The sequence below is a fragment of the Citrobacter sp. Ca225 genome (assembly GCF_030337175.1).
Classification (GTDB): domain Bacteria; phylum Pseudomonadota; class Gammaproteobacteria; order Enterobacterales; family Enterobacteriaceae; genus Citrobacter_A; species Citrobacter_A amalonaticus.
The window spans coordinates 18734-38135 of record NZ_JAOWCD010000087.1 but is presented as its reverse complement, the minus strand read 5'-3'; the positions used below and the strand labels follow the sequence as shown (position 1 = coordinate 38135).

General features: G+C 52.8%; 19 protein-coding genes. 9 read left to right on the top strand and 10 right to left on the bottom strand.

All coding sequences use genetic code 11. The features are described from left to right. Positions 1-86 precede the first annotated feature (86 nt). The 3 genes from nuoB to lrhA form a co-directional block, all read right to left on the bottom strand. Complete coding sequence (gene nuoB / locus OGW13_RS16175) at positions 87-749, bottom strand: NADH-quinone oxidoreductase subunit NuoB (RefSeq protein ID WP_287116282.1); 663 nt, start codon at positions 747-749, stop codon at positions 87-89. Positions 750-764: 15 nt separating this feature from the next. Continuing rightward, positions 765-1208, bottom strand: a complete 444-nt coding sequence (gene nuoA, locus OGW13_RS16170; RefSeq protein WP_042317806.1) for an NADH-quinone oxidoreductase subunit NuoA — start codon at positions 1206-1208, stop codon at positions 765-767. A 629-nt stretch (positions 1209-1837) separates the two neighbouring features. Continuing rightward, positions 1838-2776, bottom strand: coding sequence for a transcriptional regulator LrhA (lrhA, locus tag OGW13_RS16165; protein WP_043000017.1), 939 nt, complete (start codon positions 2774-2776; stop codon positions 1838-1840). 929 nt (positions 2777-3705) lie between these two features. Between lrhA and alaA the strand changes: the two genes are divergently transcribed. Then, positions 3706-4923 (top strand): alanine transaminase AlaA, encoded by a 1218-nt coding sequence (gene alaA, locus OGW13_RS16160; protein WP_043000016.1) that lies wholly within the window; start codon positions 3706-3708, stop codon positions 4921-4923. Between the two features lie 129 nt (positions 4924-5052). Beyond that, entirely contained in the window at positions 5053-5652 is a 600-nt protein-coding gene (gene yfbR, locus OGW13_RS16155) for a 5'-deoxynucleotidase (RefSeq protein ID WP_043000015.1), read from the top strand. A 47-nt stretch (positions 5653-5699) separates the two neighbouring features. On the opposite strand, the gene OGW13_RS16150 is transcribed toward yfbR, so the two are convergent. The 4 genes from OGW13_RS16150 to yfbV form a co-directional block, all read right to left on the bottom strand. After that, positions 5700-7532: an SLC13 family permease gene (locus OGW13_RS16150; RefSeq protein WP_099433995.1), complete on the bottom strand. Its 1833-nt coding sequence runs from the start codon at positions 7530-7532 to the stop codon at positions 5700-5702. 76 nt (positions 7533-7608) lie between these two features. Continuing rightward, positions 7609-8286 (bottom strand): sugar phosphatase, encoded by a 678-nt coding sequence (locus OGW13_RS16145; RefSeq protein WP_287116281.1) that lies wholly within the window; start codon positions 8284-8286, stop codon positions 7609-7611. Continuing rightward, positions 8279-8773 carry a YfbU family protein gene (locus OGW13_RS16140; RefSeq protein WP_042290698.1) on the bottom strand — a complete coding sequence of 165 codons (495 nt, stop codon included), beginning with the start codon at positions 8771-8773 and terminating at the stop codon, positions 8279-8281. The genes OGW13_RS16145 and OGW13_RS16140 overlap by 8 nt, the downstream gene beginning before the upstream one ends. Before the next feature lie 83 nt (positions 8774-8856). Then, positions 8857-9312 carry a terminus macrodomain insulation protein YfbV gene (gene yfbV, locus OGW13_RS16135; protein WP_287116280.1) on the bottom strand — a complete coding sequence of 152 codons (456 nt, stop codon included), beginning with the start codon at positions 9310-9312 and terminating at the stop codon, positions 8857-8859. A 338-nt stretch (positions 9313-9650) separates the two neighbouring features. On the opposite strand from yfbV, the gene ackA reads away from it, so the two are divergent. From ackA to yfcC, 3 genes are all read left to right on the top strand, one after another. Beyond that, a complete protein-coding gene (gene ackA / locus OGW13_RS16130; RefSeq protein ID WP_042317795.1) occupies positions 9651-10853 on the top strand; it encodes an acetate kinase in 1203 nt (400 codons plus the stop codon). A gap of 74 nt (positions 10854-10927) precedes the next feature. Further along, positions 10928-13069, top strand: a complete 2142-nt coding sequence (gene pta / locus OGW13_RS16125; RefSeq protein ID WP_043000012.1) for a phosphate acetyltransferase — start codon at positions 10928-10930, stop codon at positions 13067-13069. 185 nt (positions 13070-13254) lie between these two features. Then, a complete protein-coding gene (gene yfcC / locus OGW13_RS16120; RefSeq protein WP_287116279.1) occupies positions 13255-14775 on the top strand; it encodes a putative basic amino acid antiporter YfcC in 1521 nt (506 codons plus the stop codon). A 53-nt stretch (positions 14776-14828) separates the two neighbouring features. On the opposite strand, the gene yfcD is transcribed toward yfcC, so the two are convergent. From yfcD to yfcF, 3 genes are read right to left on the bottom strand one after another with little or no spacing between them, the layout of a single operon-like run. Further along, positions 14829-15395, bottom strand: coding sequence for an NUDIX hydrolase YfcD (gene yfcD, locus OGW13_RS16115; RefSeq protein ID WP_042317782.1), 567 nt, complete (start codon positions 15393-15395; stop codon positions 14829-14831). Positions 15396-15451: 56 nt separating this feature from the next. After that, positions 15452-16003, bottom strand: a complete 552-nt coding sequence (gene yfcE, locus OGW13_RS16110; RefSeq protein ID WP_287116278.1) for a phosphodiesterase — start codon at positions 16001-16003, stop codon at positions 15452-15454. Between the two features lie 55 nt (positions 16004-16058). Beyond that, the gene (gene yfcF, locus OGW13_RS16105; RefSeq protein WP_044258731.1) at positions 16059-16703 is read right to left on the bottom strand and encodes a glutathione transferase; all 645 of its coding nucleotides are present in this window, start codon (positions 16701-16703) and stop codon (positions 16059-16061) included. Between the two features lie 138 nt (positions 16704-16841). Between yfcF and yfcG the strand changes: the two genes are divergently transcribed. From yfcG to OGW13_RS16085, 4 genes are all read left to right on the top strand, one after another. Further along, entirely contained in the window at positions 16842-17477 is a 636-nt protein-coding gene (yfcG, locus tag OGW13_RS16100) for a GSH-dependent disulfide bond oxidoreductase (protein ID WP_142765297.1), read from the top strand. Positions 17478-17543: 66 nt separating this feature from the next. Then, the gene (gene folX, locus OGW13_RS16095) at positions 17544-17906 is read left to right on the top strand and encodes a dihydroneopterin triphosphate 2'-epimerase (RefSeq protein WP_043000007.1); all 363 of its coding nucleotides are present in this window, start codon (positions 17544-17546) and stop codon (positions 17904-17906) included. A 20-nt stretch (positions 17907-17926) separates the two neighbouring features. Next, positions 17927-18820 (top strand): TIGR01777 family oxidoreductase, encoded by an 894-nt coding sequence (locus tag OGW13_RS16090; RefSeq protein ID WP_287116277.1) that lies wholly within the window; start codon positions 17927-17929, stop codon positions 18818-18820. A gap of 69 nt (positions 18821-18889) precedes the next feature. Then, a complete protein-coding gene (locus tag OGW13_RS16085; protein ID WP_125340006.1) occupies positions 18890-19393 on the top strand; it encodes a GNAT family N-acetyltransferase in 504 nt (167 codons plus the stop codon). The last annotated feature ends 9 nt before the right edge of the window (positions 19394-19402 follow it).

Here is a 19402-nt window from a genome sequence, read left to right as displayed (position 1 = left end):
AAATGGTCCGTGGTGACTGTCGACAGAGCTTCGCGCGATTTATGTAGTGATAGGCGAAGTAAAATGCTGCTGCCGACAGGCGCAAATTAAATCTCGTCTGGTGTACGCAGATTCGTTACTGCAATACGTTCGCCGCGTTTACGCTCGCGCTCTGACTGCATGTTGGCGCGATAAACGCCCTGATCGCCAACCACCCAGGAGAGCGGACGACGTTCTTTGCCAATGGAATCCTGCAACAGCATTAACGCCTGCATGTACGCTTCCGGACGCGGCGGGCAACCCGGGATGTAAACATCCACAGGGATAAACTTATCAACGCCCTGCACGACCGAATAAATATCGTACATACCGCCGGAGTTGGCACATGCGCCCATGGAAATGACCCATTTCGGCTCCAGCATCTGATCGTAAAGACGCTGAATGACCGGCGCCATTTTGGTAAAGCAGGTCCCCGCTACCACCATCAAGTCAGCCTGACGTGGTGAAGCACGCAGGACTTCCGCGCCAAAGCGCGCCACGTCATGTACGGCGGTGAACGAGGTCACCATCTCTACGTAGCAGCAGGAAAGGCCGAAGTTATAAGGCCAGATTGAGTTTTTGCGACCCCAGTTAACCATGTCATGCAGTTTGCCCATGAACACGTTCTTGTTAACTTCCTGTTCCAGGGGGTCGGTTACGATCTCCAGTTTTTGCAGGGGGTAACGGTCGTTCTCACCGTTAGGATCTATGCGGGTGAGCGTATAATCCATCTTAATGCCTCGCGGTTAGCGTTGACGATTAGCGATACTGTTCGTTTCCGGGTTCATACGCTCGCGGCGTGAACGCGCGGGCGTCCAGTCCAGCGCGCCAATACGCACCAGATAAACCAGACCTGCCAGTAACACAAAAATAAAAATTGCAGCTTCCACAAAGCCTACCCAACCGCTTTCGCGGATAGAGGTCGACCATGCGAACAGATACAGCGCTTCAACGTCGAAGATAACGAAGAACATGGCTACCAGATAAAACTTGGCAGACAGGCGTAAGCGGGCGGTGCCGACCGAGTCGATACCTGATTCAAACGGGGTGTTTTTTGACCTCGCGCGTGCGCGACCGCCTAAAAACCAACCGCCGATAAGCATCAGGCAGCACAGGCCAATGGCAACAATAAGAAAGATAGCGAATGCCCAGTGATGAGCGATGACTTCAGTGGATGTTGACATACTCATTGCTTACTCATCAAAAGTAGCGCCAAATTCTCTGCTCTTTTCGGCAGATGAACGCCACATCGATTCATGGGGAGGAATAAAAAAAACCTTACAATCGCTGCAGAAAATGTTTTAGACAGCCAATTGATGGGGTTTTTTACTCCTTTCTATAACCTTTTGTCAACTTTAACAAAAGTTTCCTCACATTAATTTACATGACAACAACACCCTTAACATTTAATGCGCTTTAGCACCGTGTCGATCGATTCACAGGCTAAATGGGGATGTTGTTGAATCGTGTCCGTTGTGAAGTAAGTAGAAAAAAACGCGCCTATTTTGACAGGAATTGATCCAAAAGCCTTCCCCTAAAAGGGAGTATTTTCTTGATCTGTGACACGCTTTTGTTAATCCACCTCAAAAAACAGCAACAATTTCTCTCGTTTTTTAACATGAGAGGGTTGACCTGCGAATTTCGCTTCTTTTTTACGCATTTTTTAATCGCAACGTCTACTCGCTGATTTATGAGGATTTTTACCTTTTTCCTCCTGCCCGTTAAGGATATTAGTACAAAAAAAGAACCACTGGATGTTTTTTAATCTCCAGTGGCTCTTTTTTACACTTGCCCTTTTTAATGCTTTTTTTGTGACCCGTTACTCATAGTCTCCCTGGACCAGCACGGAATCATCTCCCCCTTCTGGGGTAATTGGGCTGTACTGCCACGGATTCTGCCAGGTATCCATCGCCTGATAGATAACCTGCGCCAGATCGTTCTTCGAGGCCGGGTCACGGCACAGCAGGTATTCGGTGTCCGGCAACGGCGGTAATCCGTCAACTGCCCCCAGCACGCGTAGATCCGGACTCATCATTTCTACCGGACGCGCCGTCACGCCAAGACCAGCTTTCACCGCCGCGCGCACGGCCGGCAATGTCGACGCCACATAGGCCAGTCGCCAGGGGATGTTCGCCGCATTCAGGGTGGCAAGGACCACATCACGGAACGGACTGGGATCATCCAACAATACCAGCGGAACCGGTTCGCCCTTTTGCAGCACATACTCTGCGGCACAATACCAGTGTGTCGGCGAGGTACGCAGCGTCAGGCTCTCAAACGGTCCGGGACGGTTAGTGGTGACGATCAGATCCACCTCTTGCGATTTCAGCATATCGAGCATGAAGGCATTTCGCTTCACTCTGACATCCAGCGCAAGCTTCGGATAAACCGAGCTAATGCGATTCAGGAGGAAAGGCAGTATCGTATCGGCGGATTCATCCGAAGCCCCGATAGTTAATACTCCCTGAAGATTGCTGAACATCAATGATGAGCAGGCCTCATCATTGAAACGTAGGATTTTTCTGGCGTAACCCAAAAGCTGAATGCCGTGTTCAGTCAACAGTTTGTTACGACCGTGACGAGCGAAGAGTTCTTTTCCCACGAGCTGTTCGAGGCGCTGCATCTGTTGGCTCACCGCAGACTGAGTACGACACACCGCTGCAGCTGCTGCTGCAAATGTGTTCAGATCGGCAACAGCAACAAATGTTCTCAGCAGATCGAGGTCGAGGTTAATTATCGGACGATTTGCATTTATCATAATTTTTCACTTACTGGCGGCTCATACTGAGCTTGTTAATGCTGTGCATACAAAATCAAGCAATTCCGTTTGTAATGCGCTTCCTTAGCAGAGTCACCCGCTGACAGCAGGTGAAAGTAAATAGGTATATCATGTGACTGGCGAAATGCTACCCTCTTTCTTACGTAATAATACCTTACGCGAACTCTCAGGTTATTTCGTTAAGAACGGGCTGACCTATTAAAGCCTATGTAGATTTCTGCCATTTTCTGGATGTAAAAAGTGTAAATGTAAAGAATGGAACCGGGCATACATCAACGAGAAATAAGCATACATGGCAGTAAGTTAGCCACAAAAACCCATTCGGGATATTAACAAATCATGCGGCCACATGTCATTTCATCATGCGTATCTTAACCTAAAACCTTTTTATTTATAAGCATTAATGCGAATAATCTGATGCAAAGTTTTGTTATGTTTCTCAAATCAACTCGCTATTATTCGCGCCTTGCGTAAAGCCTTTTTAATTATTAAATAATAATTAATGAGATTCCAGGTCATTCATAAATCCTGCTTAACATTAGATTTACACAGCCAGGGTTCCCGTACATCCCGATAACACGGGCAATGATTAATCTTTCAGTATTTACGAATTATTAAATGACGTCAGAATTCTCCCCGAAATTTCACGGGCGCTGAACCTTTTTGTAAGCAAGAGAATCGGCCACCCGTGAACGTAAAAATCGCAATATCATGCTATAAAAATCGGCATAACCTATTTTTATCTCTATATATTACGTAAAAATCAGTCAATGACAGCACAATAGCACGTCACCATTCAGCAAAATCTTCTTCTGCAAAGCCTTCAAAACGCCCCGCTGGGGGAGTACATTGTTCCAAACTGACTTCCACGGCAGGAAGTGGTGATAACAGCATAAAGGTCAAGGTTCATGTCCCCCATTGAGAAATCCAGCAAATTAGATAACGTCTGTTATGACATCCGCGGTCCTGTTCTGAAGGAAGCGAAACGCCTTGAAGAAGAAGGCAATAAGGTTCTGAAACTGAACATTGGTAACCCCGCCCCTTTTGGCTTTGACGCCCCCGATGAAATTCTGGTGGATGTCATCCGTAATCTGCCTACTGCACAAGGTTATTCCGATTCCAAAGGCCTCTATTCCGCGCGTAAAGCCATCATGCAGCACTATCAGGCGCGTGGCATGCGTGACGTCACCGTCGAAGATATCTACATCGGTAATGGCGTTTCAGAGCTGATCGTGCAGGCGATGCAGGCATTACTGAACAGTGGGGACGAAATGCTGGTGCCCGCGCCGGATTATCCGCTGTGGACGGCGGCGGTCGCGCTTTCCGGCGGCAATGCGGTGCATTACCTGTGCGATGAATCATCCGACTGGTTCCCGGACCTTGATGACATCCGCGCCAAAATCACGCCGCGTACCCGTGGGATCGTCATCATTAACCCGAACAACCCGACCGGCGCGGTTTATTCCAAAGAGCTGTTGATGGAGATCGTCGAGATCGCGCGGCAGAATGATCTCATTATTTTTGCCGATGAGATCTACGATAAGATCCTGTATGACGACGCCGAGCACCATTCCATCGCCGCGATGGCACCGGATCTACTGACCGTGACCTTTAACGGCCTGTCCAAAACCTATCGCGTGGCCGGTTTCCGTCAGGGCTGGATGGTTCTCAACGGGCCGAAGAAGCATGCGAAAGGTTATATCGAAGGGCTGGAAATGCTGGCATCGATGCGTCTTTGCGCCAACGTGCCGGCACAGCATGCCATTCAGACGGCACTGGGCGGTTACCAGAGTATCAGTGAATTCATCATGCCCGGCGGTCGTCTGTATGAGCAGCGCAATCGCGCCTGGGAATTGATCAACGATATTCCGGGCGTCTCCTGCGTGAAGCCGCGCGGTGCGCTGTATATGTTCCCGAAAATTGACGCGAAGCGCTTCAATATTCATGACGACCAGAAAATGGTGCTCGATTTTCTGTTACAGGAAAAAGTCCTGCTGGTTCAGGGGACGGCATTTAACTGGCCGTGGCCGGATCACGTGCGCATCGTCACCCTGCCCCGCATCGACGACATAGAGATGTCGCTGAGCAAATTTGCACGTTTCTTGTCGGGATATCACCAGCTTTAATCCAAAATGCGTTGCAGGACAAAACACCCTGGGTGTTTTGTCCTGCAACGTGAAGTATGACGAGCATTTGCATCCGGCGGCCTTCTCTGCGCACAATGACCTCTAGGTTGTCATCATGAAAAGGTCACTATGAAGCAGAGCCATTTTTTTGCCCACCTCTCCCGCCTCAAACTCATTAACCGTTGGCCTTTAATGCGCAATGTGCGCACAGAAAACGTCTCTGAGCACAGTCTCCAGGTCGCGATGGTGGCCCACGCGCTGGCGGCGATCAAAAACCGTAAGTTTGCCGGTCAGGTTAATGCCGAACGCATTGCGCTGTTGGCGATGTATCACGATGCGTCAGAAGTGCTGACCGGGGATCTGCCCACGCCGGTAAAATATTTCAATTCGCAAATCGCCCAGGAATATAAGGCTATTGAGAAAATCGCTCAGCAGAAACTGGTCGATATGGTGCCCGATGAGCTGCGGGATATTTTTGCCCCGCTGATTGATGAGCATGCATATAGCGAAGATGAAAAGTCGATTGTGAAACAGGCCGATGCGCTGTGTGCTTATCTGAAGTGTCTGGAAGAGTTGTCGGCAGGGAATAATGAATTCCTGCTGGCAAAGACGCGACTGGAAAAAACGCTGGAGTCACGCCGCAGCCCAGAGATGGATTACTTTATGGAAGTCTTCGTCCCCAGTTTTCACCTGTCTCTCGATGAAATTAGCCAGGACTCTCCGCTGTAACGGTTTGCCGGATGCGCATCAGCTCCATCCGGCAATGCGATACAACATTAAAACGGAAACAACATCGGGATCATCACCACGCATACCGCCATAACGATAATGGTGAACGGTACGCCCAGCTTAATAAAATCGCTAAAGCTGTAATTCCCTGGTCCTAACACCAGCGTGTTGACCGGTGATGAAACCGGCGTCATAAAGGCCGCCGAGGCCGCCATCGCGATCACCATCGCAAAGGGATAGGGAGAAACGCCCATCGACTTCGCCGCCGCCAACGCAATCGGCGCCATTAATACCGCCGTCGCGGTATTCGAGATAAACAGACCGATGGTCGCGCACAGCGTAAACAGACAGCCCAGCATCATGTACGGGCCATAACCGCCGCCCACGTCCATCAATCCTTTCACGACCAGATCCACACCACCGGTTTTTTGCAGCGCCAGCGCAAAAGGCATCATGCCGACGATCAAAATGATACTGGGCCAGTGAATGGCTTTGTAGGCGCTTTCGGCATCAATACAGCGAAATTTCCCCATCAGCAGACAGGCAATAATCGCCGCGATGGGATTAGGAATTTCGTCAGTCAGCATCAGCGCAACCATCAGCACCAGACAAAAAATCGCGTGCGGGGCCTGGCTGTGCGCCGGGGAAGCCTCGCTCACCTCTTCTGGCAGGTTCAGCGCGACAAAATCTCGCCCCTGCTTTGCCAGCATCCCGATCAGTTTCCAGTTACCGACGACCAGGATAATATCGCCCATCAGCAGCGGCTCATCGGCAAGCGAACCTTCGATCGCCACGCCGTCACGTTTCAGGCCAACCACATTCAGCCCATAGCGGGTACGAAAACCGATTTCCCGCACCGACTTGCCAATCAACTCCGATTCCGGGATCAGCGAGATTTCCGCCATTCCCACATCCAGCGCCTGGTCAGAGAAATACTCCCCACGCAGCACCATTGGCTCCAGCAATTGCTCGCTACAAAATTCACGGAGATCGACATCAGCGGCGGACATGTCAATCAGTAACACGTCACGGGCGCGAAACTCCGATACCCCATTCACGTTTACGATCACCCGCCGAAAACGCCGCCAGCGTTCGACGCCGATCACGTTGGCGCCATAGCGCTCACGCAGTTTAAGATCGTCGAGGCGCTGACCGATCATCGGTGACCCCGGACGAATCGCCAGTCGACGCGCGCGCCCTGTCAGGCGATATTCTTTGATCAGATCGCGAAAGGTGCGACGTTTCCAGCTATCTCGCTGCTGTTGTGGATTGTCGCCTTTGAGCATAAAGCGCATCAGCAGCATATAGATAATGCCCAGCACCAGCACGACGAGGCCGATAGGCGTGACGCTGAAGAAGCTGAAACCGGCATAGCCTTCGCGCAACAATTCACTGTTAACGACCAGGTTGGGCGGGGTGGCCACCAGCGTCATCATGCCGCTGATAAGCCCGGCGAAACTGAGCGGCATCATCAGGCGCGACGGCGACGTTTGCATACGCATCGAGACACTGAGTACCACGGGAATAAAGATAGCAACGACGCCGGTTGAACTCATAAACGCGCCCAGTCCGGCAACGGTCAGCATCAGCAGGACCAGCATTTTGATTTCGCTACTGCCTGCCATTTTCACCAGCCAGGTGCCCATGACGGTCGCCACGCCGGTGCGTACCAGCCCGTCGCCGATGATAAACAGCGCGGCAATCAACACCACATTAGGGTCGCTGAATCCCGAAAAGGCCTCAGTAAGGGTCAGTGTGCCACTGAGAACAAAGGCTACGATGACAAACAGAGCTACCGCGTCCATACGCACTCTGCCCGTCGCAAACAAAATCACAGCAATCGCCAACAGCGAGAGAACCCAGATCAATTCACCGTTCACAACCTATCCTTGTCAGATGAGAAGATGGAATGATTCTGCCATAAAAAAGCCCCGACAAGCCGGGGCTAAATCATGATCAGGTATTTCTTAATACAACCACATCACCATTCGGTTGTATGGTCACCGAAAGCTGCTCCAGGCTGGTCAGGGTGAAATCGACCTCATCCAGACGCGGCGTATCCGCCGGGGCATTTACTGCGATAACATGGCAGCCTGCGGCGAGTCCCGAGAGCACGCCCGCAGGGGCATCCTCCACCACCGCACATTCGTGCGGCGCTAAACCAAGCAGTTGCGCGCCGAGCAGATAAGCATCCGGCTCCGGCTTACCACGTTTGACCCGCTCAGCGGTCACGAAAACCTCCGGGGCTGGCAGGTTGGCCACCTGATGACGTGCGCGCGCAACCGGCATCGACCCTGATGTCACAATCGCCCACGGGATCCCGGCCTTGTTCAGATGGTTAAGCAGCGCAACCGCGCCAGGCAGCGCGGTGATGCCCGCCGTTTCTGTCGCTTCTATTTGCTCCAGACGCGTAAACTCCGCAGCGATTTCCGCCTCAGGTTTGCCCACCATGAAATGGCGCAAAGAGGTAATCGCCTGCTTGCCATGAACAAAACTTAACACTTCGTCATGCGTCAGCCCAAAACGATCGGCCCAGTTACACCATGCGCGTTCCACAGCAGGTAACGAGTCAACCAGCGTTCCATCCAGGTCAAACAGAAAGCCCTTGCATTGCACGTTCACCTCCTCAGGCATTGATGATTTGGTTGATTTCGTTGGCGCTCAAATGATACTGACGCGGGCAGGCATGCCACGCGCTTAACATCCGCTGGTATTTTTCCCACATTGGGGTCTGCGCGTTGAAACCGTGCGTGCCGGCATCAAAATGGGTGTAACGTCCTTCCACATTCACCATAAAGCGAACATAACCGAGATAGCGCGCTTCCGTTGCAGCATCAAAGCCCAGGAAGGTTACCCGACGTTCATCAATACTTTGCGCATCTTTCAGGTTGGCCCAGGAGACATGCAGAGCGTGATACATCTCCATGATGTCGATAACCGTACGACAGGTTTCCTCTTTCAGCTCGCCAAATTCCCGATCCAGTTCGCGCATTTGCAGACCGTAACCGCGTTCAATGATCGTCTGCAGACGACGATAACGCTCGGCGTTAGTCGGATCGAGCATAGTCATCATTTTGTATTGATTAGACAAAATAAGACGTTGAGCGTTGGTCATTTCCATTTGGGACTCCTGTATCACTCTACAACGGTGAAAAAAAAGAAGGCATTAATATGCCTTCTTTTATATGCGTAATCAGGGGGCAATTACAAATCATCAAGGAAAGTTTTATCCAGTTGTTTGAAGGCACGCTTAAGCGTGTCAGCTAACGCCTGGTAATCCGGCTTCCCTTCAACTGGGGAGAGCGCTTGCCCCGCCTCCTGTAATTTGCCTCTGACTTCATAGAACCAGTTCAGGATCGAGGGCGGCAGCGGCGTGACGGAACGCTTCCCTAACCACCATAGCCCCTGCATCGGCAGGCTGAGCGCGAACAACGCGGTGGCGACGGCAGGCCCTAACTGGCCGCCCAGTGCTATCTGCCAGCACAGGGTAAAGATAGCGATCGGCGGCATAAAGCGAATAGCGTAACGTGTCATCCGAATCACGCGGTTCTCAACAAAGACGGGTGCCAGGCGCTTTTCCATTGGCCACGTCTTTGAGTAATGTTGCCCCCGACAAAAAAGGCTAAAAAAATTTACGGAGCGATGATCCGGCGTCGACATGGCTTACCTCAACTTCACATATAAAATTTCAAATATTTGTGCAAAACAACAACTATACGGGACAACGTTCAAAACATTTTGTCATTGATACCCACTATCGGGTATCCTGTAGCGGCCTGTAAAAGGCCTGTAGTCCAAAATCATTGAGTCGTCAAATTTACATATAGTATGCCATTGGCTGAAAAATACGCAAAATGGCATAGACTCAAAGGTATTTCTTCCATCATGCCAAAAAAGACAACTGGCATGATGTTAATCATAAATGTCAGCGTCACACTGCGCTACGCTCTATGGCTCCCTGACGTTTTTTTAGCCACGTATCAATAATAGGTACTTCCATGTCGAGTAAGTTAGTACTGGTTCTGAACTGCGGTAGCTCCTCACTGAAATTTGCAATCATCGATGCAGTTAACGGTGAAGAGTACCTTTCTGGTTTAGCCGAATGTTTCCATCTCCCTGAAGCACGTATCAAATGGAAAATGGACGGCGGTAAACAAGAAGCGGCTTTAGGTGCAGGCGCCGCTCACAGTGAAGCGCTGAACTTTATCGTTAATACTATTCTGGCACAAAAACCAGAACTGTCTGCGCAGTTGACTGCAATCGGTCACCGTATCGTACACGGCGGCGAGAAGTATACCAGCTCCGTGGTTATCGATGACTCTGTTATTCAGGGCATCAAAGATTCTGCCTCTTTCGCACCGCTGCATAACCCGGCTCACCTGATCGGGATTGCAGAAGCACTGAAATCCTTCCCGCAGTTGAAAGACAAAAATGTGGCAGTGTTTGACACCGCGTTCCATCAGACCATGCCGGAAGAGTCTTACCTCTATGCCCTGCCGTACAGCCTGTACAAAGAACACGGCGTTCGTCGTTATGGCGCGCACGGTACCAGCCACTTCTTCGTTACCCAGGAAGCGGCAAAAATGCTGAACAAACCGGTAGAAGAGCTGAACATCATCACGTGCCACCTGGGCAACGGGGGTTCTGTTTCTGCTATCCGCAATGGTAAATGTGTTGATACCTCTATGGGCCTGACTCCGCTGGAAGGTCTGGTGATGGGTACCCGCTCTGGTGACATCGACCCGGCAATCATTTTCCACCTGCACGACACACTGGGCATGAGCGTTGATCAGATCAACAAGATGCTGACCAAAGAATCCGGCCTGCTGGGTCTGACCGAAGTGACCAGCGACTGCCGTTATGTTGAAGACAACTACACCACCAAAGAAGACGCGAAACGTGCAATGGACGTTTACTGCCACCGTCTGGCGAAGTACATCGGTTCCTACACGGCGCTGATGGACGGTCGTCTGGACGCGGTTGTCTTCACCGGCGGTATCGGTGAGAACGCGGCCATGGTTCGCGAGCTGTCCCTGGGTAAACTGGGCGTGCTGGGCTTTGAAGTTGATCATGAACGTAACCTGGCTGCCCGTTTCGGCAAATCTGGTTTCATCAACAAAGAAGGTACCCGTCCTGCGGTGGTGATCCCAACCAACGAAGAACTGGTTATCGCGCAAGACGCGAGCCGTCTGACTGCCTGATATCACACCGCCAGCTAAGCTGGCGGTGCTGTTTTGTAACCCGCCCAACGGGCGGTAACGAAAGAGGATAAACCGTGTCCCGTATTATTATGCTGATCCCTACCGGAACCAGCGTCGGCCTGACCAGCGTCAGCCTCGGCGTCATCCGTGCTATGGAACGCAAAGGCGTTCGTCTGAGTGTCTTTAAGCCCATCGCCCAGCCACGCGCCGGTGGCGATGCGCCAGACCAGACCACCGCTATCGTTCGTGCAAACTCTTCTGTCACCGCGGCTGAACCGCTGAAGATGAGCCACGTAGAGTCTCTGCTGTCCAGCAATCAGAAAGATGTGCTGATGGAAGAGATCATCGCAAACTACCATGCGAACACCAAAGACGCAGAAGTGGTACTGGTTGAAGGCCTGGTCCCAACCCGTAAACACCAGTTCGCGCAGTCTCTGAACTACGAAATCGCTAAAACGCTGAACGCGGAAATCGTCTTCGTCATGTCTCAGGGCACCGATACGCCGGAACAGTTGAACGAGCGTATTGAACTGACTCGCAGCAGCTTCGGCGGCGCAAAAAACACCAACATCACCGGCGTTATCGTGAACAAACTGAACGCTCCGGTTGATGAACAAGGTCGTACCCGTCCGGATCTGTCTGAGATTTTCGACGACTCTTCCAAAGCGCAGGTCGTAAAAGTCGATCCGGCACAGCTCACCGCGAGCAGCCCACTGCCGGTTCTCGGCGCAGTGCCGTGGAGCTTTGAGCTGATCGCGACCCGTGCGATCGACATGGCGCGCCACCTGAATGCCACCATCGTCAACGAAGGCGACATCAATACGCGTCGCGTGAAGTCTGTCACTTTCTGTGCGCGTAGCATTCCGCACATGCTGGAACACTTCCGCGCCGGTTCCCTGCTGGTCACCTCCGCTGACCGTCCGGACGTGCTGGTTGCCGCGTGTCTGGCCGCGATGAATGGCGTTGAAATCGGCGCCCTGCTGCTGACCGGTGGCTACGAAATGGATGCGCGCATCTCTAAACTGTGTGAACGCGCTTTCGCTACCGGCCTGCCGGTATTCATGGTGAACACCAACACCTGGCAAACTTCTCTGAGCCTGCAGAGCTTCAACCTGGAAGTGCCGGTTGACGATCACGCACGCATCGAGAAAGTTCAGGAATACGTGGCGAACTACATCAACGCTGACTGGATCGAGTCCCTGACCGCGACCTCTGAGCGTAGCCGTCGTCTGTCTCCTCCAGCCTTCCGCTATCAGCTGACCGAACTGGCGCGTAAAGCCGGTAAACGCGTTGTGCTGCCAGAAGGCGACGAACCGCGTACCGTGAAAGCGGCAGCCATCTGTGCTGAACGTGGTATCGCAACCTGCGTACTGCTGGGTAACCCGGAAGAGATCAACCGCGTTGCGGCCTCTCAGGGCGTTGAGCTAGGCGCTGGCATCGAAATCGTGGACCCGGAAGTGGTTCGCGAAAGCTATGTCGCGCGTCTGGTTGAACTGCGTAAGAGCAAAGGCATGACCGAAACCGTTGCCCGCGAACAGCTGGAAGACAACGTGGTGCTCGGTACGCTGATGCTGGAACAAGACGAAGTTGACGGTCTGGTATCAGGCGCTGTTCACACCACGGCTAACACCATTCGTCCGCCGCTGCAGCTTATCAAAACTGCGCCAGGCAGTTCACTGGTTTCCTCCGTCTTCTTCATGCTGCTGCCAGAACAGGTTTACGTTTACGGCGACTGCGCGATCAACCCGGATCCGACCGCAGAACAGCTGGCTGAAATCGCTATCCAGTCTGCTGACTCTGCCATTGCCTTTGGTATCGAACCGCGCGTCGCAATGCTCTCCTACTCCACCGGCACCTCTGGTGCGGGTAGCGACGTTGAGAAAGTGCGTGAAGCAACTCGTCTTGCACAGGAAAAACGTCCTGACCTGATGATCGACGGTCCGCTGCAGTACGATGCCGCCGTGATGGCTGACGTGGCAAAATCCAAAGCGCCGAACTCTCCGGTTGCGGGTCGCGCTACCGTGTTCATCTTCCCGGATCTGAACACCGGTAACACCACTTACAAAGCGGTACAGCGTTCTGCCGACCTGATCTCCATCGGGCCGATGCTGCAGGGTATGCGCAAGCCGGTGAACGACCTGTCCCGTGGCGCGCTGGTTGACGATATCGTCTACACCATCGCTCTGACCGCGATTCAGTCTTCACAACAGCAGTAAGTTGTCTCCGCTGGGTCCAGACGGGCCCGGTCAAAAGCCGGAAATCACCCTGATTTCCGGCTTTTTTATTGCCGTTTCTGGCAATGCAAAAACGGATTTATTTGCTTAACTGCGCTGCATCAATGAATAACCATTCGCCTGTTTGCATACTTAGCCTCTTTGCTTTGCAACAGGGATAGTCTTTCATGTCTGCAGTAACCGAAACACAGCCAGCCAGAAAATGGGCCATGCCCGATACGCTGGTCATTATTTTCTTTGTCGCCATTTTAACCAGCCTTGCGACCTGGGTTGTCCCCGTCGGGATGTTCGACAGCCAGGAGGTGCAATACCAGGTGGATGGTCAGACAAAAACCCGTAAAGTGGTTGACCCCCACTCTTTCCGTATTCTGACCAACGAGGCCGGTGAAGCGCAGTATCATCCGGTTAAATTCTTCACTACCGGCGATGAAAGCCCGGGACTGATGAACTTCCCGTTCGAAGGGCTGACCTCCGGCTCTAAATTCGGTACCGCCGTCGGTATCATCATGTTTATGCTGGTAATTGGCGGTGCGTTTGGCATCGTTATGCGCACGGGAACTATTGATAACGGCATCCTTGCGCTCATCCGTCATACCAAAGGCAACGAGGTTCTGTTTATCCCGGTACTGTTTATTCTCTTCTCGCTGGGCGGTGCGGTGTTCGGCATGGGAGAAGAGGCGGTTGCCTTCGCGATCATCATCGCGCCGCTGATGGTGCGACTGGGGTATGACAGTATCACCACGGTGTTAGTGACCTATATTGCGACACAAATTGGCTTTGCCAGTTCATGGATGAACCCTTTCTGCGTGGTGGTCGCGCAGGGCATTGCCGGCGTACCGGTCCTCTCCGGTTCCGGTCTGCGCATCGTGGTATGGGTTATTTCGACACTGATCGGTCTGACGTTTACCCTGGTCTATGCCTCGCGGGTGAAAAAGAATCCGCTTCTGTCACGCGTGCATGAATCTGACCGTTTCTTTCGCGAACAGCAGGATTACGTTGTCGAGCGCCGCTTCACAATCGGCGACTGGCTGGTGCTGCTGGTACTGACCGGGGTGATGGTTTGGGTGGTCTGGGGCGTTATCGTCAACGCATGGTTTATTCCGGAGATAGCCAGCCAGTTCTTCACCATGGGCCTGGTCATTGGCATTATCGCCGTTGTCTTCCGTCTTAACGGCATGACGGTCAACATTATGGCGTCCTCATTCACCGAAGGCGCACGCATGATGATTGCCCCCGCCCTGCTGGTAGGTTTTGCCAAAGGCATTTTACTGTTGGTAGGCAACGGCGAAGCGGGTGACGCCAGCGTGCTCAATACGCTGTTACACAGCATCGCCAACGGCATCAGCGGACTGGACAACGCCGTTGCCGCGTGGTTTATGCTGCTCTTCCAGGCAGTGTTTAATTTCTTTGTAACGTCGGGATCGGGCCAGGCGGCGCTGACCATGCCGCTGTTAGCGCCGCTCGGCGATCTGGTGGGGGTTAACCGTCAGGTCACCGTACTGGCGTTCCAGTTTGGCGATGGCTTTAGCCACATCATCTATCCGACCTCTGCATCACTGATGGCAACATTAGGCGTCTGTCGGGTGGATTTCCGTAACTGGTTGAAAGTGGGTGCGACGCTGCTGGGGCTGCTGTTCATTATGTCCAGCGTGGTGGTGATTGGCGCTCAAATCATGGGATACCACTAAAAGACAAAAGGAGCCGCTTATGGCTCCTTTTTACGGTTAGTTCAGAAAGGGCGTTACTCCGCCTCTTCCTGCTTCTCCTGTTGCGACTCTGACCTTGCCGCTTCATTTTTAGCGTTACGGGTCATCCACAGCGCCAGCGCTTTCAGCGAGTCGGGCGTGAATTCATCACAGCGGGCGGTAATTTCTTCCGGCGTCAGCCAGCAAACTTCGCTGACCTCTTCTTCCTGCAAGGCGAACGGGCCGTGCGACACACAGCTGAACAGCGCACCCCAGACGCGACAGTTCTTATCTTCAAAGTAGAACTGACCATGTTCGGCGAATGGCACACCGGCGATGCCTAACTCTTCTTCCGCTTCACGGCGGGCAGAATCCAGCAACTGTTCGTCAGCCTGCACAACGCCACCGGCAGTGGCATCTAACATTCCGGGTAAAAAGTCTTTTGTCTCGGTACGACGTTGCACCAGTATTTTGCCCATTCCGTCGTGTACAACAATATAGGTCGCACGATGACGCAGGCCCTGCGCTCGCATCTGTTCCCGGCTGGATTGTGCAATGACTTCGTTGTCTTCATTCACAATATCCACCCATTCCGTACTTGCCAAACGACGCTGTTCCACCATCAGGAAACCTTCTTTTTCTGGCGCTCTTACGGCGCATTTACATATGTGGGGGTAAATTACGAATTAATCGCCACCTGCGCAATGATACTTTGATCATTGAGTGCGATAACGCTCAAAACATTATCGTCCAGCAGGCCATAACTTGCCTGGTAGCCACCTTTCGGAATGCTTACTGAACCCGGGTTGAAGTGATAAATATCGCCTCTTTTTTCTGCCACCGGCAGATGCGTATGCCCGTATACCAGGACATCACCGGCCCGCAGTGCCGGCAGGTTATCCGGCCCAAAGAGATGACCGTGAGTCAGAAACAGTCGCTGATTTTCCAGTAGCACCTGCTGCCAGGGCGCGGTTATTGGAAACTGCAGCAGCATTTGATCCACTTCACTATCACAATTTCCCCGCACCGCGACAATCTGCGACGCCTGTTCATTGAGCCGCTCAGCGATCTGAGCGGGTGCGTAGCCTTCGGGTAACGCATTTCGCGGCCCGTGGTTGAGGATATCGCCCAGTATCACCAGCCACTGCGCGCCGCTCTGTGAAAACAGGGTCAGCACGCGTTCTGTAGCGGGCAGGGACCCATGAATGTCGGATGCAAACATCAGTTTCATCACATGCTCCGTGTCATCAAAAACCGCATTATGATACTGGATTACAAACGTTTTATCAGCCTGAACGCTTCGCGGAAAGCGCAATATAACGCTGGACAGAGGCGCGTTGCCACTGAAATGCTGCATATTCCGCCAGTCGCTCCGGGACGTCGTCGCCGTTGAGAACCAGACGGTTGAGCATCAATGCTAAATCAGTATCGGCCAGACACCATTCACCGAAAAGATTTGGCATGTCATGTGCCAGCAGATTCCCCGCTATGGAGAACAGTTTGTCTGCGCTGATTTTCCCCACCTCGCTCAGCGGTCCTTTTTTTACCCCACCGAAAACGACATCTGTCGGACGTTCTTCTCGAATGGGCATTAAATCACTGCGCAACCATGCCTGTATCTGCCGCGCACGCGCGCGTTTTTGCAGGTCGTGAGGATAGATTCGCTCCCAGGTGGGTGGCGAAAAGCGGTCTTCCAGGTATTCAGCAATCGCGGAGGACTCGCTCAACTCAAAACCATCGATGTTCAGCAACGGTACCCGACGCGTCAGTGCATACCCCTGCCAGCCCGGTTGTAGATGCTCACCGTTGTTAAGATCGACGGTTTTCAGACTAAACGGCAGTCCCTTTTCCTGCAAAGCGACATACACGGAGAGCACATAGGGGGAGAAATAGTTTGCATCGGACCACAGCGTGATAGTGGGTTTACTCATGGCATCCTCGTCTTTATTAGGCTTTTCTCCCAACATAGAGGGTCTTTCGCTCGCTGTCACCTGATGAAAACTCACACAGCACGACAGGCTTTCTATACTTGTGGTTGGCTTATCCGATAAACACGTTGTGGAGCAGAAATGATCGACCTCTATTACGCCCCGACACCCAATGGGCACAAGATTACCCTCTTCCTTGAGGAAGCCGCGCTGGACTACCGATTAATTAAAGTGGATATCAGTAAGGGTAATCAGTTTCGCCCCGATTTCCTCGCCATTTCACCCAACAATAAAATTCCCGCCATCGTCGATCATAACCCGCTCGATGGCGGCACATCGCTGAGCCTGTTTGAGTCCGGTGCCATTTTGCTCTATCTGGCGGAAAAGAGCGGCCTGTTGCTTAGCGGTGAATTACGCGAGCGCCATAGCACGCTGCAATGGCTGTTCTGGCAGGTGGGCGGGCTGGGCCCAATGCTTGGTCAAAACCACCATTTCAACCATTTTGCTCCACAGTCCATCCCCTACGCTATTGAGCGCTATCAGGTTGAAACACAACGGCTGTATAACGTTCTCAATAAACGGCTGGAGATGTCGCCGTGGCTGGGCGGCGAGCATTACAGCATTGCCGATATCGCCTGCTGGCCGTGGGTGAACGCCTGGCAGCGTCAGCGCGTCGACCTGGACATCTTTCCTGCCGTGAAGAATTGGTTTGAGCGCATTCGCAGTCGGCCCGCCACAGAGCGCGCAATGATGCTGGCGCATCAGGATCCTGCGTGAGCAAAAGGATAACGCGACCGGGTTCTCGTGTATCATGCGAGAGTTCATACATGGAGGAGACCTGCAATGTCACATCATGACGCTATAATTCGTATAAAAAACCTTCGCTTACGCACTTTCATTGGCATCAAAGAGGAAGAGATCAATAACCGACAGGATATTGTCATCAACGTTGCGATTCACTATCCGGCGGACAAGGCTCGCGTCAGCGAAGATATCAATGATGCGTTGAATTACCGCACGATCACCAAAAATATCATCCTGCACGTTGAGAACAATCGCTTCTCATTGTTAGAAAAATTAACCCAGGATGTGCTCGATATCGCACGCGAACACCACTGGGTCACTTATGCTGAAGTGGAAGTCGACAAACTACACGCGTTGCGTTATGCCGATTCCGTCTCCATGACGTTGAGCTGGCAGCGCTAACCGACATCACGGGAGGCTGCATGAAGATACTGGTAACTGGAGGGACTGGCCTTATTGGAGGACACCTGGTCCCGCGCCTGCAGGAACTTGGTCATCAGGTGACCGTACTGACCCGCCACCGCGATACTGCCCGGGAAAAGCTCAATGACCGGGTGACACTGTGGGACACGCTGGAAGATAAGCAAAATCTCGACGGTTTTGACGCGGTGATTAACCTGGCCGGTGAGCCCATTGCTGACAAGCGCTGGACGACGGAGCAAAAAGATCGCTTGTGTCAGAGCCGCTGGCGCATCACCCAGAAACTGGCGGACCTCATTAATGCCAGTGAAACCCCGCCGTCAGTCCTGATTTCAGGTTCTGCCACAGGTTATTATGGCGATCTGGGCGAAGTGGTCGTCACTGAGGAAGAACCGCCGCATAACGAATTCACCCATAAACTTTGCGCACGCTGGGAGCAAATTGCCTGCGAAGCGCAAAGCGACAAAACGCGTGTTTGCCTGCTGCGTACCGGCGTGGTGCTGGCACCAAAGGGCGGGATCCTCGGTAAAATGGTTCCACCGTTTCGTCTGGGTCTCGGTGGCCCCATTGGCAACGGTCGCCAGTATCTGGCCTGGATCCACATTGATGATATGGTCAATGCGATTCTCTGGCTGCTGGATAACGACCTGCGTGGGCCGTTCAACATGGTCTCGCCCTATCCGGTACGCAATGAGCAGTTTGCTCATGCGCTGGGACATGCCCTGCAACGGCCAGCCATTCTTCGCGTACCAGCCACCGTGATTCGCCTGCTGATGGGCGAATCATCGGTACTGGTGCTGGGTGGGCAACGCGCCCTGCCCAAACGACTGGAAGCCGCCGGATTTCCCTTCCGTTGGTATGACCTTGAAGAAGCGCTGGCGGATGTCGTTCGCTAACGTCTTCCCTGTTCACTCTCGCCGTTCCGGTGGTAAGGTAGTCTCACTGGCTCCCGGAATGGCGATTTTATGGCACGACTCACAACCGAACGACTGACGCTTTCCCCGTTTCAACCCACAGACTGGCCCTTTTTCCTCGCGCTTCGTGAAAATCCGGACATCATGCGTTTTATGGGCAACCTCTGCCCGGAACGCGAAACGCGTTTGCTGTTTGCGCGTCGTCTTACCTCAAAACACACCTTCGTGATCCGCCAGCATCACGATGTCACACCGCTGGGCGACATTGGCTTACAAATCAGTCATCATTTTCCGCAGGAAGCTGACATCGGTTATTGCGTTATTCCCGCCGTCCAGGGACGCGGTATCGCCAGTGAGGCCGTTCGTGCCGTCTGCGACTATGCCTTCCGCGAAGCTGGCGTGAAAGCCATCAACGCCTGGGTGCTTGCCGAGAACCGGGGTTCAGTCCGCCTGCTGGAAAAACTGGGATTTGTGCGTACGCAGGTGCTGGAGAAAGCGTTTGAGATCAACGGTATCCACTATGACGACTGGGGATACCGTCTGGAGATGGCGTGAGGTTAACCG

Coding starts and splice junctions, on each gene's coding strand:
- yfcG (WP_142765297.1), top strand. CDS start 16,842: ATGATCGACCTCTATTACGCCCCGACACCCAATGGGCACAAGATTACC.
- OGW13_RS16145 (WP_287116281.1), bottom strand. CDS start 8,286: ATGCCTGAGGAGGTGAACGTGCAATGCAAGGGCTTTCTGTTTGACCTG.
- yfbV (WP_287116280.1), bottom strand. CDS start 9,312: ATGTCGACGCCGGATCATCGCTCCGTAAATTTTTTTAGCCTTTTTTGT.
- OGW13_RS16140 (WP_042290698.1), bottom strand. CDS start 8,773: ATGGAAATGACCAACGCTCAACGTCTTATTTTGTCTAATCAATACAAA.
- lrhA (WP_043000017.1), bottom strand. CDS start 2,776: ATGATAAATGCAAATCGTCCGATAATTAACCTCGACCTCGATCTGCTG.
- yfcF (WP_044258731.1), bottom strand. CDS start 16,703: ATGAGTAAACCCACTATCACGCTGTGGTCCGATGCAAACTATTTCTCC.
- yfbR (WP_043000015.1), top strand. CDS start 5,053: ATGAAGCAGAGCCATTTTTTTGCCCACCTCTCCCGCCTCAAACTCATT.
- yfcE (WP_287116278.1), bottom strand. CDS start 16,003: ATGAAACTGATGTTTGCATCCGACATTCATGGGTCCCTGCCCGCTACA.
- folX (WP_043000007.1), top strand. CDS start 17,544: ATGTCACATCATGACGCTATAATTCGTATAAAAAACCTTCGCTTACGC.
- yfcC (WP_287116279.1), top strand. CDS start 13,255: ATGTCTGCAGTAACCGAAACACAGCCAGCCAGAAAATGGGCCATGCCC.
- ackA (WP_042317795.1), top strand. CDS start 9,651: ATGTCGAGTAAGTTAGTACTGGTTCTGAACTGCGGTAGCTCCTCACTG.
- alaA (WP_043000016.1), top strand. CDS start 3,706: ATGTCCCCCATTGAGAAATCCAGCAAATTAGATAACGTCTGTTATGAC.
- OGW13_RS16085 (WP_125340006.1), top strand. CDS start 18,890: ATGGCACGACTCACAACCGAACGACTGACGCTTTCCCCGTTTCAACCC.
- nuoA (WP_042317806.1), bottom strand. CDS start 1,208: ATGAGTATGTCAACATCCACTGAAGTCATCGCTCATCACTGGGCATTC.
- nuoB (WP_287116282.1), bottom strand. CDS start 749: ATGGATTATACGCTCACCCGCATAGATCCTAACGGTGAGAACGACCGT.
- yfcD (WP_042317782.1), bottom strand. CDS start 15,395: ATGGTGGAACAGCGTCGTTTGGCAAGTACGGAATGGGTGGATATTGTG.
- OGW13_RS16090 (WP_287116277.1), top strand. CDS start 17,927: ATGAAGATACTGGTAACTGGAGGGACTGGCCTTATTGGAGGACACCTG.